The following is a 16,940-nucleotide window of genomic DNA, read 5'->3' on the forward strand; positions in this document are numbered from 1 at the left end:
AGCGCTGTTCGATAGGAGAAATAGTACCGCAAATAAATTTTTTTGCGGAAAAAAATCCCTTACAAATCAGGGATTTTTCTCGCTATCGCACAAATCCAACGACCCAATGAACCCCTTAATAACAGTAATATTTTCAGGCAAACAAAAGCCGTTTTTTAACAGAAAAGACTATTTGAAAACTGTGCGGACAATTCGGCAAAGTTTATCGAATTGCCACCCTTCGAATAACTCTGGCAATCTTTATTGATTCATTAATTTTGAACAGACATGACGATAACATCGGCGGAAAGCGGACTGGCGCACGCCAGCCAAACGCTTCAGTGCGCGACGGCAGGCATGCCCCCATGCGCCGCCTCGGCGCGCAGGGCGCGCATGCGTTTCAGGTAGCGCAGGCAATAGATGCCGAACGCGAGCGGCGCCTGCCTCATGTGGCGGCGGCGCACCGCGAACTCTTCCTGGCGCGCCTTGATCTTGTTGGCGGACGAGACGCTGCCCGCGTGGTCGCGGAACACGGTCAGCGGACGGTCGACGGTGGCCGGACGCGCCACCCGGCCCAGCCGCAGCCACAGGTCGATGTCCATCGCGTACTTGAGCGTCTCGTCGAACATGCCCACGCGGCCGAACGCGCTCCTGCGGATGAAGACGGCCGGATGCGGCACGGACGCCCGCCCCGCGGCGAACGCGTGATAGCTGAACGGCACCAGCCGGTACGGCGGAACCAGCTGGCCGTCCTTCAGCACCTGCACGGTGCCGAACACCCAGTCCACGCGCTCGCTCGCAAAGCGGGCGGCGACGGTTTCCAGCACGTCGTCGCCGGCATAATAATCGTCGGAGTGCAGGTGCGCCACGTATTCGCCCGTCGCGGCGATGATGCCCTGGTTCATGGCACGGCTGATGCCGCCGCCCACGTCGCGCAGCACGCGCTTCCTGCCCGGGTACGCGGCGATCATGTCCAGCGTGCCGTCGGTGGAGCCGCCGTCGACGAAGATGTGCTCGACGTCCTGGCAGGTCTGGCGTTGCACGGACGCGAGGGTGTCGGCCAGCGTGGCGGCGCTGTTCCAGGTGCAGGTGACGATCGAAAAGGTCGGTTTGTTCATCATTCACTCGTGATAGAAGTCCAGGATCTGGGGAATGGCGTGGAACACGTCCATCGGGAAGGAATCCGGCAGCGGCACCGTCGCTGGCGCACGTCCCAGGATGTCGACCAGCCGCTCCACGAGGCGCGGCATGGTCTCGGCCAGTTGCAGCTGGCCGTCGTAATACTGATACGCGGCCAGCTCCGGCGTGCCGCCGCGCGCGAGCGCCACGCATGGCTTGCCCAGCGCCAGCGCCTCGAGCACGGTCGTGGAACAGGCTTCCTCGCACACCGAGGGCACGACCAGCGCATGGCAGCGCGCCGACATCCGGATCACCTCGTCGTAGGGCTGCCAACCGAGGAAGCGCACCCGCGGACCCGCAAAACGGGCCTCCAGCCGCGCGCGCAGCGGTCCGTCGCCGACGATGGTCACCCTGGCATGCGGCGGCAGCCAGCCCTGGACCTGGAGCAGGAATTCGCCGAAGCCCTTGCCCGCATCGATGCGCCCGACCAGCAGGATCTCCCCCGCCTTGACGTCGCCCGGGCCCGCCGCATGCTCGCGCAGCAGCGGATAGCGGATGAAATTGTGGATCACGCGCGCGCGCGACAGGTCGGCGTAGGGCACGGCGCGCAGGAAGGCGCGGCGCAGGAAATCGGACACGAATACCGTCTTGTGGCGCGCGAACGCGTCGGCCGCCTCCGAGCGGTAGCGGCCCACCGCGAGGCCGGACACGGTACGGCGCAGCGAATTCGGCGTCGGGTGGATGCAGGCCGCGCAGTCGCGCACGTCGCGCGTTTCGCAGACGTGCTCGTCCTTGAAGCGCAGGTGCGTCACGCATTCGCTGCCCTGGTCGTGCCGGGTCTGTACGAAGTTCACGCCGGACGGCACATACCGCCCCGCCATCGGCAGGTGGCCGTGGTAGTGCACGACGTCGTACCCGGCCGCCTCGCGCATCAGCGCGCGCGCCACGCGGCGCGCGAACACGGGCCGCTTGACGGGGTTGAAAAAGCCGAGCTGGGACTCTTTCCAGCCGGGGCGCGCGAACGCGAAGCCCGGCAGCAGGCGCCCGCGAAACCCGATGTCAAGAGCGCTGCCGGCATGGAAGCGGTCGCTGCGCCCCATGATGTCGACGTCATGCCCTTGTTCGAGCAGGGCGTTGGACAGCGTGACCACATGCTTGCCCAGGCCGCCGATCTGGGTGCCGGGCAAGTCCTCCGAAACCATCAGGATCTTCAAACCGTTTTCCTCATCGACAACAAGCCCTTCACGCGCGTCCACGCCAGGTCCTTGTCGTCCTTCTCGATCACGAACAGCGCGCCGTAGGCGAACAGCAGCGCCATTGTCAACAGCACCAGCAGCACCAGGTCGAGCGGGCCGCCGTCGAACCAGCGGTTGGCGACGTGCGCGGCGAGCGCCACCGCGCCGACGCCGACCACGCTGGGCGCATACGACCTGTGCACCAGGTCATGCAGCCGCGCCGGCACCGTGCGTCCGTGCACGGCCACGAGGAAGGCGCAGGTCAGCAGGACGGAGGCGATCAGGTGTCCCCAGGCCGCGCCCTCGATGCCCCAGCCGGCCACGCCCAGGTACACGACCAGCAGGCCGAACGCCGCGCGCGCCAGCGCGAACATCCCGGAAAAACGCGGGTGGCCCATGCCGTCGTTCACGAGCGACGGCAGGCTCGTCAGCGAATCGATGAATTGCGACAGCGCCATCACGGCCAGCACGACCTGCCCCGCCCGCGCGAACTGCGGGTTCATCCAGTAATACAGGATCTGGTAGGAGAACACGGCGACGAGCACCAGCACGGACGCGTTGATGAACACGACGTAGCGGCTGGCCTTGAGATACAGCTTTTTCAAGCGGTCGAGTTCGCCGCGCGCGGCCAGCGTGCTGGCGGCCGGAAAGAAGACGCCGGACAGGCGGTAGGTCAGGCTCAGGATCCGGTTCGCGAGCGTCGACGCGACGGTGAAGTACGCGAGGCCCGTCACGCCGACGAGCGCGCCGATGATCAGCTTGTCGGCATAGGCATACGACAGGCTCGCGAAACGGCTCAGGAACGAGTAGGCGGAAAAGCCCAGCAGGTCCCGGCGGATCGTTGCCCCCGGCCGGCGGTAGCGCAGTGCCGGCAGCAGGCCGCGGATGCAGCGCCACAGCACGGCGCAATTGATGGCGCTCGCGATCACGCGCAACAGGATCACTTCGAACAGGCCATAGCCCAGCATCAGCACGGCCACCGTGAGCAGCGGCACGCAGGTGCCGAACACCATCTCGATGCGGCTCGCGATGTCGTAGCGCATCAGCGATTGCGGCACGCTCTGCAGATAGCTCTGCAGCTGGCCGAGGAAGAAGCCGAGCGCGGCCAGCTTCAGGGTCGCGACGGCCTCGTGTTCGAGCGCGGCCGGCACCGAGAACACGCGGGTGACGAAGACATGCGCGCCGAAAAACAGGCCGAGCCCGCCGATGACGCCCAGCAGCGAATACACGGACAGGCCGAAGAACACGGTCTCGTCGATGCGTTCCTGGGCGCGGGGCTGGCTGCGGTCGGCATTGAATTCCGCGATGAACTTGACGGAACCCGCCGTGACGTTGATGTCGATGACGGCGAAATAGCCGACGATCGCCGTCACGAGCGAGTACACGCCATAGCTGGCGTCGCCCAGGCCCTTGACGACGAGCGGCACGGTCCCCAGCGCCACCAGCGCCGGGATCACGGCGCCGAGCAGGTTCGAGAAGGCATTGCGGACGAGGCTGAGATTCATACGCGCGCCGGCACCAGGTTGACGTGGCGGCGCTTGGCGGTCGGGACCGGCTGCACGGCCGGCTGTTGGCGGGCGACGGCCATCGCCACGTAGGGCAGCGCGAGGCAGATCGCCAGCATCTGCGTGGTGCGGATCTGCGGGAACGGCGTGCCGACGAGCAGGTCGGGCAACATGAAGGCGAGGCCCGCGGCGCCGGCCGTCGCCAGGCCCAGCAGTTCCGGCGGCAGCGTGCGCAGCGCACGCCGCGCGAAGCGGGTGAACACCCAGATCGTCCCGCCGAGCAGGATCAGCCCGGGCAGGCCGGCCTTGAGGGCGATGTGCAGCACGCCGCTGTGCAGGAACAGGCCGCCGTCCGGCCCCGTCTGCCACGAGATCTGCTGGTAGCCGGAATAGCGGCCCCATGTGCCGATGCCCGTGAGCGGATGCGACACGAAATCGGCCAGCGCGAGTTTCAGCTCGAGCACACGTTCGCTCTCGGCGCCGAAGCGGTGCGATTCCATGTCGTAGAACAGGCTGGACAGCCCTCCGCCGGCGCCCTTGGTGTGGCCCAGGCGCCGGATCGCCGCATACAGCAGGCCGGCGCCCATCACGGGCGCGCCGAGCGCCAGCATGTGGATGCGGCGCTGCAGCGGGAATCGCATCATGATGATGAGGAAGGCCAGCACGAAGCCGATCCACGCGCTGCGGCGGTAGGACAGCACGATGCAGGCGGCCGTCGCGCCCAGCGTGGCCCAGTCGACGGTCGTCCAGAACAGCGAGCGCTTGTTCTTGAATACCTGGAACAGGTTGACGGCGGCGATGGCGAAGGCGATCGTGCACAGCAGGCTGTCGTTGATGTCGAAGAACGTCAGCTTGATCTTGATGTCGTTCATGTTCGCGTAGACGTTGTTCGGGTCGCCGCCGAGGAAGGCCCAGCGCGCGAGGCCGAACAGGGCCCGCATCAGGCCCGCCAGCATGATGAAGCGCGACAGCTCGATCGCGTGCTCGCGGGTGCGGAACGACAGCAGCAGCAGCGAGACGAGCGGCGCCATCCAGACGATGTTGGAAAACCCGGACGGCGCCAGCACTTCCGCCAGCGTGACGTTGGAAAACATCCCCACGGCCACATGGCCCCCCAGCAGCAGGAACCAGGCGAGGAACCAGGGCCGCAGGTTGCATGGCGGCGCCGGATAGCGCTGGAAGCTGGCCGAGACGCGCGCGCAGCACCACGCGCCGACCATGCACCACAGCAGCAGCGGAAAGTACAGCACGCCCGAGCCGCGGCTGTACACGCCCGGCGAGCCGACCGTCGCGAGCGAACCGTAGCTCGTCGAATTCATGAAGAAGAACACCGCGATGTAGACGTAGGCGAGGAAGCGCGGCCACACCATCCCGACGCCCATGCCGACCACGGCCATCACCGCCAGCAGCGCGACGACGACGAACGGCAGCGAGGTGTACAAGTACAGGAGAATGTTCTGCATCGGGTTGGCTCTGGTAGTGGGACGTCAGCCCTTGTTGGTGGACGCGCCGAGCAGCTTCAGGCGGTCCCGCGGCGACATGGCGTCCAGCATCTGGTTCACGAAGCGGTCCTGCACGCGATAGGCATTGTGCTCGTCGGCTTCGATGGTCGACACCCGCACGAGCATGCCGTCGGGAATCTTGCCGGTCAGGCCGTACAGGAAGCGCTGGTATTTCTGGCCGAGGCCGGACATCACGGCCTTGTCGCCGATCGTCACCCAATACGTGATCGGTTCGTTGCGCGCGTTCTGGCGCGCGACGAGCCGCTTGACGGGCACGCCGCCGTAATGCGTAGCGAGCTCGGCCTTGTGATCCTGGACCATGTCGAAGCCCTGCGCCACGTAGCAGACCTCCGGCAGGTGCAGCTGCAGCTGCTTGCTCTGGTCGCCGCCGTAGGCGATCGACAGCATCACGCGCTGCCCGGCATCGTTGACATAGGTGCGCGCCAGCGTCTGGTCGTACAGCGTGGCGATGAGTTCCTTCTGCGTCTCGTCGGGCGTCAGCGGCACGACGGTGTTGTCGACGGTCCAGTTGCCGAAGCGCTTGGGAATCATCGTCTCCAGGTCGAAATGTTCCTGGACGGCCGCCACCTTCTGCTTCGGCGTGAGCGCGCCCGTCAGCGCGGACGTGCCCGCCATCGTCACGCCCAGGATCACGCTGGCGAGGAATGTGCGGTTCATGCCGCCTCCTTCTCGCGGAGGCCGGCCTCGCGCTGCTCGCGGCGCCGGATATACCACTGCAGCGCCGAATCGATCGACAGGATCAGCACGAGCGCCGTGACGAACAGGACCATGCCGGCGAACCCGTGCAGGAACCCCTGCCCGGCCGCATCGCCGAAGTAATACGTGATCAGGGTCAGCACGACGACGCGGATCACGTTGGCGGAAAACGAGATCGGGACGATGAACAGGGCCAGGCCGATGTTGCGGAACGCCGACGGGTGGCGCATCAGGTTCAGGTAGAACAGCCCGAGCGCCTCGAGGGTCAGCAAGGTCTGCAGGCCGGCGCAGGCGTCGGCCACGAGCAGCTGGTACTGGCCGATCTGCAGGATCACGCCGGAGCGGCTGATCGGGTAGCCGAACGCGAACAGCAGGTGTTCCGTGGCCCACGACACGGCCATCTTCATCGGCATGGTGATGGCCGCCACGAATTCGCTGGGCAGCGGCACCATGAAGATCATGAAAAAGAACGGGAACCACAGCACCAGCAGCGCGCGGGCGCCGCGCTTGACGAGCAGCACGGCCGCCATCACGACGATGATCGACACGATCTCCAGCATCAGGATGTGCTGGGAACGGCCGAGCAGGTGGGCCACGAGGCCGATGGCGAGGACCGGCCAGCCGGCCCAGCTCGAGCGGGGCGGCGTCGTCGCCGCCAGCACCTCGGGCCATTTGCGGTAGATGAGCCACAGCGCGAGGCCGAAGATGATCGGCCCATGGCCCTGCTCTTCGCCGATCCACGGGCCGGTGAACAGGTCGTAGAACGTCGGAATAAACAGGATCGCCAGGCCCAGGAAGACCGGCCACCATTCGGGCAGGACGGCGCGCAGCGCACGCATGTCCGGCGCATGCTGCCGGATCCGGCTGGCGCGTGCTCCGGTGTCCATGTCAGAACTCCATCACCACCGAGCCGAGGACTTCGCAGCCGGCGTCGACGAGTTGCTCGGCGGCGCGGCCGATGTGCGAAATCCGGGTGTAGTTCTTGCGCGCGACCAGCAGCGCGCCGCCGGCGCGGCTCGCCACGGCGACGGAATCGACGCCGGACTGGAACGGCGGCACGTCGTACAGCACGATGTCGTAGCGGCTTTCCAGCTGAGTATTCAGGTTGCGGAAGCCTTCGCGCGCCAGCAATTCCTGCGGGTTCGGTGGCAACGTCCCGGCCGGCATGACCGACAGGTCGACGAACGCCGGCACCCGCGCGATCACGTCGAGGTCGGCGCGGCCGGCCAGCAGGTCGGACAGGCCCTGGCGCGGCTTCAGCGCGAAGGCCTCCTGCTGGCGCGGGGCGCGCAGGTTCGCGTCCACCAGCAGCGTCTGCTCGCCCAGTTGCGAGAACACGATCGCCAAGTTCGACGCGAACAGCGCGGCGCCGTCTTCCGGGTCGACGCCGACGATGGCGAGCGCCCGGCGTCCGCGCGCGAACCAGCGCAGCATCAGCTGGCTGCGGATCGCGCGCAGCGATTCGACCTGCGGGCAGAACGGATCGTACGCGGCGAGCAGCTTGGGCGACAGGCCGGCCTGCCCCTTCCGCAGATACGGATACGAAAACTGGTGCGCCAGCACCTGCTGGATGTCGTCCTCGCTGACCAGGCCCAGCCGCACGGCCGCCTCGCCGAAGCGGATGCCGGTCTCCTTCTGCATGCGCAGCACGCGTTCCGCGTCTTCCGGCTTGAGCTTGCCGGAATCGAGCAGGAGCGCACCCATGCTCGATTCCGGCCCTTGTCCTGCGGGCAGCGTGTTGAGAATCGGAGAATTCATGTTCAAGTCCCAGGATCAGTTAAGACGGAGCAGGCGCCGCGGCGTCATCAGGGAACGGATGCCGCCCGTCCGTCCACGCGGCGACTTCCATTCGATCGTGCCGAGCACGGGAATGCCCAGCATTTCCTTGATGTCGCTGGCCGAACGCACCGGACGGTTCAGCAGTTCCAGCAGCAGCGCCAGGCCGACGCCGAGGATGGTGCCGAGCAGGAAGGCGATCAGCGTGTTCAGCAGCACACGCGGACCCGAAGGCTGCGTCGGCGCCACCGCCGGGTTCAGCAGCGAGATGTCGGATTGCTCGGACTGGGCTTCGATGCGCGTCTGCGAGAAGCGCTGCGATGCCGAATCGAACGCGCGCTGGGCGCTGTCGAGGTCTTTCAGCAGCACGCCCAGTTCGTCGCGTGCGCGGTTCATCTGCAGCACTTTCGCTTTCTGCTCGGCCACGGCTTCGCGCAGTTCCGTCTCGCGCTGGCGTAGCACCTGGGCATTCGCGCCCACGCTGCGCGACACGGTGCCGAGCGCCGCGTTCAACTCGGCGCGCACCTTGTTCAGTTCGGCCTTGGCCGCCTGGTATTGCGGGTGGTTGCGGCCGTAGCGCTGCGCCGTGTCGGCGAACTTGCCTTCGGCCTGGGCGACGTTGGACCGCATCGACTGGATCAGGGCGTTGTTGGCCACGTCGGGCGACGTCAGCGCGGAACCGGCCGCGGCCTGGCGTGAATTACCTTCGATCGCGGCCGTCTGCGCGGCGACGAGCTGGCCCGACAAATCGTTCAGGCGCGCCAGTTCGACGTCCACGCGGTTGTTGTCGAGGCTGACGATGCCCTTTTCCTGCTGGTACTTGGACAGGCGGGCCTGCGCCGCTTCCAGGTTGTCGCGCAACTGCTTGGTCTGCTCGTTGAAGTAGGCGGCCGTCTTCTTGGCCGGATCGGTCTTGAGCTGGACGGTGATCTTCTGGTACTCGTCGGCGAACGCATTGGCCACGGCGGCCGCGAACTGCGGGTCGGCGCCCTTGAAGCTGATCTCGACGACGGACGATTCGCGCGACGGCACGATCTCGAGCTTCTTCAGCAGCAGGTCGGCCAGCCAGTCGCGCACCGAGCCCTTGCCGTCGTTCGCATCCTTGAACTGTTCGATGACGGCCGGGCTGTTGGCAAGGTGCAGCGCATCGACGACACGCAGCGCCACGTTCTTGCTGCTGATGATGTCGATCTGCGTGGCCATATAGCCCGGCAGCAGCTGCCCCGGCATCGTCAGTCCGGTCAATGGATCCACGCCTTTGTAGTTCAACAGAACGGATGCCGTCGCCTTGTACGTCTTGGCCTGGATCAGGCTGAACCCGAGGGCCAGCGCGACCGTGACCAGCAGGGTCGTCAGGATGATCTTCTTCCGTGCAAGCAAGATCAGCAGGAATTGATGAACGTTCATGATGAACCTTTTAAAACGGAGTGGAACAAAAAACCGGACGCTGTCGCTACCTCAGAACCACGATTCCTTTACCGTGATGACGTCGTCCACTTGCACGAGATCATCCGCCTTCGCATCGATCGTGTGCTGCGCCCCGCTCGCATCGCGGCGCGTGATGCGCAGGCCGCGCTGCGTGCCGCGCTGCGTGAGGCCGCCGCCGGCCGACAGGGCCTGCTGGACGGTCATCGCCCGCTCCAGGCGGAACGGTCCCGGACGCTGCACCTCGCCCGTGATGTAGGCGCGCGGCGCACGCTCGACGAAGATGATGTCGCCACCGGCGACTTCATAATCGCGGTTCAGTTCGCCCTTGCGCACCATCTCGACGACGTCGATGGTTTCGCGCGTGGTGACGCCGTTGCGGGTGCGCACCAGGCTGACCATGTCGCCGCCTTCGGGGCCGATGCCGCCGGCCAGGGCCAGCAGGTCGAGCACCTTGCGCGGACCATCGACCGGGTAGCGGCCCGGACGGTTGACCTGGCCCAGCACCGACACCTGCTGGCTGGCCAGCGTGGTGATCAGCAGGTTGACCTGGGCCTTCTTGAGGTAGCCGCCTTTTTCCAGCAGGTTGCCGATCTTCTTTTCCGCCTGTTGCGTCGTCAGGCCGCCGACCTGCACTTCGCCCAGCAGCGGGAAGGTCATGGAGCCGCCTTCCGACACGCGCGTTTCGACCGCGAGGTCGGGACTGCCGTAGACCGAGGCCTTGACCACATCGCCCGGGCCCAGCAGGATTTCCGCCGCGCCAGCGATGCCGGCCATGCCCGCGCTGACCGTGAGGACCGCCGCAATCATCCAGTGTACGAGTCGTTTCATGTTCACTCCTTCTTGTTCGTCAAATGATTCGAATTACTTCAGTCCGGCGACGCCGCGATCGAGCGCTGCCTTGTCTGCGCCGGATGCGTTGTCGGCCGGTGCGGCCTCGACTGCCGCGGCGGCTGCCGGGGCACCCGTCGCGGCGGGATCGGCGTTCGCCACCGCGCTGGATGGGGCGGCGCCGGCGGGTAAGGTCGGTGCGGCCTTGGGATCGGGCATCATCGACTTGTTCAGGTACTCGATCTTGGCGCTGGAACGCAGGCGCTGCAGTTCGGCGGCGGCCAGTTCCTTGTTCTTGCGGTTCACGAGAAATTGCTCGATCTGGCTGGAAGCGACCTGCAGGTTCACCGGCGCGTCCTTGATTTCGGCGACGGAAATGAACATCGCGCGCGGACCTTCCTTGACGACGAAGAGCTGGCCCTTGGGCATGCCCAGCAGCTTGGACGAGAGCTGCGGCGGCACGTCGGCCGTCGAGCGCGTGACCTGGTTGCGGCCGTACTTGATCTTGTGCGCGTCCAGCCACACCGCGACCTCTTCCAGCGACTTGGCGCTGTCTGCGGCCTTGCGCAACTCGGGCGTCAGGTCGTTGGCGGGGATCACGAGTTCGTTCATGCTGAACTGCTTACGGTTGGAAAAGAATTCCGGATGCTTGTTGTAGTATTCCTCGACTTCCGCCGGCGCCGGCTTCGTCACGCTGCCGATGCGCTTCTGCAAGTAGGCCTGCGCGATGATCAGAGCGCGGGCGCGGTCGATCGCCTGCATGACCTTCGGATCGCGGTCGAGGTTTTCCTTGGCCGCCGCTTCCTGCAGCAACTGGCGGTCGATCAGTACCTGCAGCAACTGCTTGCTGGCGGCGTCCTGCTGGGCGGCCGAGACGCCGGCGCGCTGCAGTTCCTCGTTGAGCTGGAGCACCGTGACCTCTTCCCCGTTCACGCTCGCCAGCGCCTGGCCGGGTTTCTTTTCCTTCGCCTTGTCGCCGCACGCGCTCAAGGTTGCCGCAACCAGGATCAGCGCGGCGCACAGCACGCGCTTGGGAGTCGTAAGGGGGGATGTCTTCATGATGGCAGCCACGTGGTTGTTGTTCATTTGGTTTCCTCGGCAGGATCGTGTGGAACTCTTTTTATAGCCCGTTCATTCTGGGAGCCGCACGGCTCGGTATCTGTTCGTCAATTAACACTCAGCCGTAAGGCTCGGCGCACGACGACTCAGGCCGCGGCCGGTTTTTGCTGGCGCTCCGTCAGGTCGACGAAGGCCGCATACGCGCGCCGCAATCCGTCCGGCAACGGCGTGCGTGCCTGCCAACCGAGGGATTTCAGCTTGGACACGTCGAGCAGCTTGCGCGGCGTGCCGTCGGGCTTGCTGGTGTCGAACGCGATGCGGCCGCGGTAGCCGACGGTCGCGCCGACGAGGCGCGCCAGCTCCGCGATCGTGACGTCCTCGCCGGTGCCCACGTTGATGTGCGAATGCATCGGATCGGTGGACGCGGCATAGGTGTCGCGGTCGAGATTCATCACGTAGACGCTCGCTTCCGCCATGTCGTCGACGTACAGGAATTCGCGCATCGGCCTGCCGCTGCCCCAGATCAGGACCTCCGGTGCGCCGTCCAGCTTGGCCGCGTGGAAGCGCCGCATGAGGGCGGGGATCACGTGGCTGTTTTCCGGGTGATAGTTGTCGCCCGGACCGTACAGATTCGTCGGCATCACGCTGCGGTAGTCGGTGCCGTATTGCCGGTTATAGCTTTCGCACAGCTTGATGCCGGCGATCTTCGCCATCGCATACGGCTCGTTGGTCGGCTCCAGCATGCCGCTCATCAGGTACTCTTCCCTGATGGGCTGCTGGGCCAGGCGCGGATAGATGCACGAGGAGCCGAGGAACAGCAGCTTCTCGACCCCGCTCTGCCACGCTTCGTGCACGACGTTCGCCTGCACCATCATGTTGTCGTAGATGAATTCGGCCGGATAGGTGTTGTTCGCATGGATGCCGCCGACCCTGGCCGCGGCCAGGTAGACCTGGTCGATGCGCTCGCCGCGGAAGAACGCGCGGACCTGGGCCTGGTCGGTCAGCTCGAGTTCCGCGTGGCTGCGCGTGACGATGTTCGTGTGCCCTTGCGCGCGCAGCACGCGCACGATGGCGGAACCGACCAGCCCGTTATGGCCGGCCACATAGATGCGGGGTTCAGTATTCAACGTTCACTCCAGTGAAATTGCAACGTTGTAGCCATGCGATGCCAGCAGCTTGTGGCGGCGCGCCGTCTCCAGGTCGTGCGCCACCATTTCCCGCACCATCGCTTCGAAACTTGTCCGCGGTTCCCAGCCCAGCTGGCGGCGCGCCTTGCCCGGATCGCCCAGCAGCGTCTCGACTTCCGTCGGACGGAAGTATTGCGGGTCGACGGCGACGATCGGTTGGCCCACGGCGACGCCGGGCGCCTTGTCGCCATGGACCGCGGCGATCACGCCCCGTTCGTGGATGCCCTCGCCCTGCCACGCGATCTCGATGCCCAGTTCGCGCGCGGCCACGTCGACGAAGTGGCGTACGGAATACTGGCGCCCCGTCGCGATCACGTAGTCCTCGGGCGCGTCTTGTTGCAGCATGAGCCATTGCATCTCGACATAGTCGCGCGCATGACCCCAGTCGCGCAGCGCGTCGAGGTTACCGAGAAACAGTTGCTGCTCCAGGCCCTGCGACATATTCGCGAGGGCGCGCGTGATCTTGCGCGTGACAAACGTCTCGCCGCGGCGCGGGGATTCGTGGTTGAACAGGATGCCGTTGCAGGCGTACAGGCCATATGCTTCGCGGTAATTGACCGTGATCCAGTAGGCGTACAGCTTGGCGACGGCATACGGGCTGCGCGGATAGAACGGCGTCGTTTCGCGCTGCGGCGTTTCCTGCACGAGGCCGTACAGTTCGGACGTCGATGCCTGGTAGAACCGCGTCGTCTTTTCCAGGCCGAGGAAACGGATCGCTTCCAGCAGGCGCAGGGTGCCGATGGCGTCGACGTCGGCCGTGTATTCCGGCGATTCGAACGACACGGCCACGTGGCTCATCGCGCCGAGGTTGTAGACCTCGTCGGGCCTGACTTCGCACAGGATCCGATTCAGGTTCGACGTGTCGGACAGGTCGCCGTAATGCAGGTGGAAGCGGCTGTCCTCGACGTGCGGGTCCTGGTAGATGTGATCGATCCGCTCCGTGTTGAAGAGCGAGGCGCGGCGCTTGATGCCGTGTACTTCGTAGCCTTTCGCAAGCAAGAGTTCCGCAAGATAGGAACCGTCCTGTCCAGTCACACCCGTGATCAGCGCTTTTTTCATGTGCCTGCTTTCCTGGCGAAATGTTATGCAAAGTCAATAAATAATTGCAATCTCATCAATTATTCTACGCAGCCCATCCGGCGTCGCAAGCGCCGATCCGATTGAATCTGCCTCTTTAAGTCGAACCTAAGTGACCCCATTGACGGGCCGCCGCTTAAAACGCGTTCTCGCGCGTGAGCACCACTTTCACCGTCTTGAGCACGATCCACAGGTCCAGCCACAGCGACCAGTTGCGCAGGTAATCGAGGTCGTACTGGATGCGCGCTTCCATCTTGTCCAGCGTGGCAGTTTCACCACGCAGGCCATTGACCTGCGCCCAGCCGGTGATACCCGGCTTGACCTTATGGCGCAGCATGTATCCCTTGATCAGCTTGCGGTACTGCTCGTTGTGCGCGACGGCGTGCGGACGCGGCCCGACGATGCTCATCCGGCCCTGCAGCACGTTGACGAACTGCGGCAGTTCGTCGAGCGACGTGCGGCGCAGGAAATTGCCGATGGGCGTCACGCGGTCGTCGCCCTTGCGCGCCTGCACGACGGCGTTGCCGTTCTCCATCACGTTCATCGACCGGAATTTGTAGACGATGATCTCTTCGCCATACAGGCCGTAGCGGCGCTGGCGGAAGATGACCGGCCCCGGCGAACTCACGCGGACGGCCACGGCGATGGCCAGCAGCAGCGGCGCCAGCAACAGCAGGATGAGACAGGACAGCACGATGTCGGAGCCGCGCTTGATCGTGCTGTTCAGGCCCATGAACGGGGTCTCGCAGATCGCGATCACGGGCATGCCGCCCACGTTGTCGAAGCGCGCCTGCATCAGGTCGAAGATGTAGACGTCGGGCAGGAAATAGACGGAGGCCGTCGTATCCTGCAACTCTTCGATGAGCTTGCGGATGCGCGGCTGGGCCGAGATCGGCTGGCTGATGAAGATCATCTTGATGCCGTTGTTGCGCACGTACTGCGCCAGCTCGTCCGTCTTGCCCAGCATCGGGTGCGGCAGCTGGGCCGGACGGCGGTCGCCGTCGCGGTCGTCGAAGAAACCGCGCACCTGCATGAACAGATTCGGATGGCGGTCGCAGATGGCGGCGAACTTGAGGCCCACGTCGTTGACGCCGACCACGACCACGGACCGTACTTCCTTGCTCTTGCCGGGCCGGTTCGCCACGCGCACGGCGATGTGGCTGCCCAGCAGGACGAGCGGCGTGGCCACGGCCCAGGCCAGCAGCACGCGCTCGTCGTAATAATATTTGAGGCCGCTGGACGAGCCGAGGAACATCAGCACGGCGAGCGTCACGCACCAGCCGAACACGGTGTCGCGCGCATAGGCCCACATGCGGCCGCTGCGCCACGTGCGGTACGGATCGATGTGCTGGTACACGGCCGACGAAATGAAAAAGGCCAATACCATCAGCACCAGCAGGTAGCCCGAGAACGGTTCATGGAACAGCAGCGCCGACAGGTACAGCGTGCCCATGATGATCAGCGGATCGAGTACGCGCTGGAAAAACGAAATCAACGGTATGTCATTGACGGTCATAAGATTTCAGAACTGCGCACTGGCCGACAGCGTCACGCTGTTCGACTTGAAGCTGCCAGTACCGAGCACGGCCGACCCGGTGCGCGCCTGGTGCGCCAGCCCGGCCGTGACATGCACGGTCGGCCGCGGCGACCACGTCGCGGCGAGGCTGCCCGTGCGGATGGAATCGCGGATGTCGCCCAGCCTGGCGAACGTCTCGCGCGCGTTGTAATTGCGTCGTTCGTAGACGGCATCGGCATTCACCTTGATCTTGGCCGTCGCATCCCATTGGGCGCCGACGCTGGCGCCCTTGTTCAGGGTATAGCTCACCACCGTGCTTTCCAGCGGCGCGAAGTCGCGCCAGACGGCGGCGGTATAGGTCATCTTGCCGCGCGGCTGGTACGTGGCCTTGACCTTGCCGGCGATGCCGCTCGTCCTGCCCGTGCCGAAGGAAGGCTGGTTGCGCCGCGTGTAGCCGACGAGGGCATCGAAGCTCGTCGAGCCCGTGGCCAGCCACAGCACGCGCGCCTTCAGTTCGTCCTGCGTGAAATTGTCGTTGAGGAGGAAGGGACCGACGGGACGCGGATACGGATACGTGCCCTTGACCCGCCGCGCCACGAGGCCGACGGTGCTGCCGCTGCTCGGCAGGTAGTCGAGCTCGAGCTCGCTCGCGTCCTCGGTGCGGTTGTTGTAGCGCTGGGCAAACAGCTCGTAGTCGTATTTGTCGCGCTGGAAGCCGGTGCGGACGCGCCAGGACGAGTGGAAGCGCCACGCGCCTTCGGCGAACTGGCTGCGGCTGCGGCGCAGGTTGCGCTCGTTGCTCGCGAAATCCGTGTACGGCGCGAGCACCTGTTCGTAGGTCGTGCCGACCTTGCCTTCCAGGTGATTGCCGAGCTGCCAGAACCAGGTTGCTTGCACGTCCTTGCCATCGTAATCGAGCTGTTTGAAGTGGTTGAAGTCGTACTTGGACAGCTTGGCGACGATGGAAATCCGTTGCCGGCTATAGGTCTTATCGAAGATCAACCCGCCCTCCCGCTGCCACCACGAATCGGCGCGGGTGCCGTCGAACGCCGGCGCATCGTCCGGCACGCGCAGCAGGTTGTCGTCGTGGCCGTAGGACACGCCGGCGTACAGGTGGAGCGCATCGTTGGGCCCGGCATCGGCCGGCAGCGTGAACAGGGTGCAGAGCAACAGGGCAAGGGGACGTACGCGGGAATTCAACATGGTCGTTTATCTTCTTTGAAGTGTTAATTGCCGGACGACTTACCAGTAAGACCAGTTCCCGGTTCGAACCACCCACACGCCCAGCAGGCCATTGGTCACGGCATGCGCCAGGATCGGCGACCACAAGTTGCGGTGACGCATGTACAGCAGGCTGTAGGCCGCACCGGCAACGATCCCGGCAAGCCAGAGGTTATGTTCGAAGCCGAACAGCAGGACGGTAATGACGAAGCTTTTGATACTCAGTTGAGAGGGCTCAACCGACTCGAAATCAGGATCGTCCACCCATCGCATCAGGAACGAACGCCAGAACAATTCTTCCATGATGGGCACGACGAGCGCGGCGCCAGCGATGCGGATCGCCACGAGCAGCCAGTCGATGCGGCCGCCGACGCGCGGATCGAAGCCGAGGGGCGCACCGACGACCATCCAGCCGGCATCCAGGCTGATCCACAGCACGAGCACGACGACGCCCGTCGCCAGCGCGATCGACGCGGGCAACGGTGCCAAGCGGAAACGGGAAAGTTCTTGATAGCGGCGCCAGAACAGCGCCAGCAACAGGGCCACGAGGGCGATCTTGGCGGGATACAGCCAGCGCAGGGTGTCCGGGCGGACACCGAGGCGCTCGAGCACGTCGCCCGCGACGATGAAGACGAGGTAGGCGGCGAAAGGGAGGATGCGGAGCCAGGCCGCGCGGTTGAACATGGGAGCGTCGGCGGGGATGGCTGCCGTGGCGGGCACGGCGTAGCGGTCGTCATGCTCAGTCATGTTTCTCCGTCAGCGGGCACCTGGCCCGCGCTTGTCGCGATGCG

Annotated in this window: 15 protein-coding genes; all 15 read right to left on the reverse strand. The window is 65.2% G+C overall.

What is annotated here, in order from left to right; translation table 11 throughout:
- Positions 1 to 317: 317 nt before the first annotated feature.
- The 15 genes from U9J41_RS07460 to U9J41_RS07530 all read right to left on the reverse strand — a co-directional run bounded on the left by U9J41_RS07460 (position 318) and on the right by U9J41_RS07530 (position 16,896).
- Positions 318 to 1,097 carry a glycosyltransferase family 2 protein gene (locus U9J41_RS07460; protein ID WP_322401483.1) on the reverse strand — a complete coding sequence of 260 codons (780 nt, stop codon included), beginning with the start codon at positions 1,095 to 1,097 and terminating at the stop codon, positions 318 to 320.
- A gap of 3 nt (positions 1,098 to 1,100) precedes the next feature.
- Entirely contained in the window at positions 1,101 to 2,312 is a 1,212-nt protein-coding gene (locus U9J41_RS07465) for a glycosyltransferase family 4 protein (RefSeq protein WP_322401485.1), read from the reverse strand.
- Positions 2,309 to 3,838 (reverse strand): oligosaccharide flippase family protein, encoded by a 1,530-nt coding sequence (locus U9J41_RS07470; RefSeq protein WP_322401487.1) that lies wholly within the window; start codon positions 3,836 to 3,838, stop codon positions 2,309 to 2,311. The genes U9J41_RS07465 and U9J41_RS07470 overlap by 4 nt, the downstream gene beginning before the upstream one ends.
- Positions 3,835 to 5,301 (reverse strand): O-antigen ligase family protein, encoded by a 1,467-nt coding sequence (locus tag U9J41_RS07475; protein WP_322401489.1) that lies wholly within the window; start codon positions 5,299 to 5,301, stop codon positions 3,835 to 3,837. The genes U9J41_RS07470 and U9J41_RS07475 overlap by 4 nt, the downstream gene beginning before the upstream one ends.
- Positions 5,302 to 5,325: 24 nt before the next feature.
- Positions 5,326 to 6,018 carry an exosortase-associated protein EpsI, B-type gene (epsI, locus tag U9J41_RS07480; protein WP_322401491.1) on the reverse strand — a complete coding sequence of 231 codons (693 nt, stop codon included), beginning with the start codon at positions 6,016 to 6,018 and terminating at the stop codon, positions 5,326 to 5,328.
- Positions 6,015 to 6,944 (reverse strand): exosortase B, encoded by a 930-nt coding sequence (gene xrtB / locus U9J41_RS07485; RefSeq protein ID WP_322401493.1) that lies wholly within the window; start codon positions 6,942 to 6,944, stop codon positions 6,015 to 6,017. The genes epsI and xrtB overlap by 4 nt, the downstream gene beginning before the upstream one ends.
- 1 nt (position 6,945) lies before the next feature.
- Entirely contained in the window at positions 6,946 to 7,815 is an 870-nt protein-coding gene (gene epsG, locus U9J41_RS07490; protein ID WP_322401495.1) for a chain length determinant protein tyrosine kinase EpsG, read from the reverse strand.
- Between the two features lie 15 nt (positions 7,816 to 7,830).
- On the reverse strand, positions 7,831 to 9,240 hold the full coding sequence (epsF, locus tag U9J41_RS07495) for a chain length determinant protein EpsF (RefSeq protein WP_322401497.1): 1,410 nt from the start codon (positions 9,238 to 9,240) through the stop codon (positions 7,831 to 7,833).
- Between the two features lie 51 nt (positions 9,241 to 9,291).
- The gene (gene epsE, locus U9J41_RS07500; RefSeq protein WP_322401499.1) at positions 9,292 to 10,089 is read right to left on the reverse strand and encodes a polysaccharide export protein EpsE; all 798 of its coding nucleotides are present in this window, start codon (positions 10,087 to 10,089) and stop codon (positions 9,292 to 9,294) included.
- 33 nt (positions 10,090 to 10,122) lie between these two features.
- Positions 10,123 to 11,175, reverse strand: a complete 1,053-nt coding sequence (locus tag U9J41_RS07505; RefSeq protein WP_322401500.1) for an EpsD family peptidyl-prolyl cis-trans isomerase — start codon at positions 11,173 to 11,175, stop codon at positions 10,123 to 10,125.
- Positions 11,176 to 11,294: 119 nt separating this feature from the next.
- Entirely contained in the window at positions 11,295 to 12,275 is a 981-nt protein-coding gene (gene fcl / locus U9J41_RS07510; protein ID WP_322401502.1) for a GDP-L-fucose synthase, read from the reverse strand.
- A 3-nt stretch (positions 12,276 to 12,278) separates the two neighbouring features.
- A complete protein-coding gene (gene gmd / locus U9J41_RS07515) occupies positions 12,279 to 13,394 on the reverse strand; it encodes a GDP-mannose 4,6-dehydratase (RefSeq protein ID WP_322401504.1) in 1,116 nt (371 codons plus the stop codon).
- A 154-nt stretch (positions 13,395 to 13,548) separates the two neighbouring features.
- Positions 13,549 to 14,928 (reverse strand): undecaprenyl-phosphate glucose phosphotransferase, encoded by a 1,380-nt coding sequence (locus U9J41_RS07520; RefSeq protein ID WP_322401505.1) that lies wholly within the window; start codon positions 14,926 to 14,928, stop codon positions 13,549 to 13,551.
- Between the two features lie 6 nt (positions 14,929 to 14,934).
- Positions 14,935 to 16,131 carry an XrtB/PEP-CTERM-associated polysaccharide biosynthesis outer membrane protein EpsL gene (gene epsL, locus U9J41_RS07525; RefSeq protein WP_322401507.1) on the reverse strand — a complete coding sequence of 399 codons (1,197 nt, stop codon included), beginning with the start codon at positions 16,129 to 16,131 and terminating at the stop codon, positions 14,935 to 14,937.
- Between the two features lie 39 nt (positions 16,132 to 16,170).
- Complete coding sequence (locus tag U9J41_RS07530; RefSeq protein ID WP_322401509.1) at positions 16,171 to 16,896, reverse strand: CAAX prenyl protease-related protein; 726 nt, start codon at positions 16,894 to 16,896, stop codon at positions 16,171 to 16,173.
- Between the last annotated feature and the right edge of the window lie 44 nt (positions 16,897 to 16,940).

It is taken from the genome of Massilia luteola, from assembly GCF_034420155.1.
GTDB classification, from domain to species: domain Bacteria; phylum Pseudomonadota; class Gammaproteobacteria; order Burkholderiales; family Burkholderiaceae_D; genus Telluria; species Telluria luteola.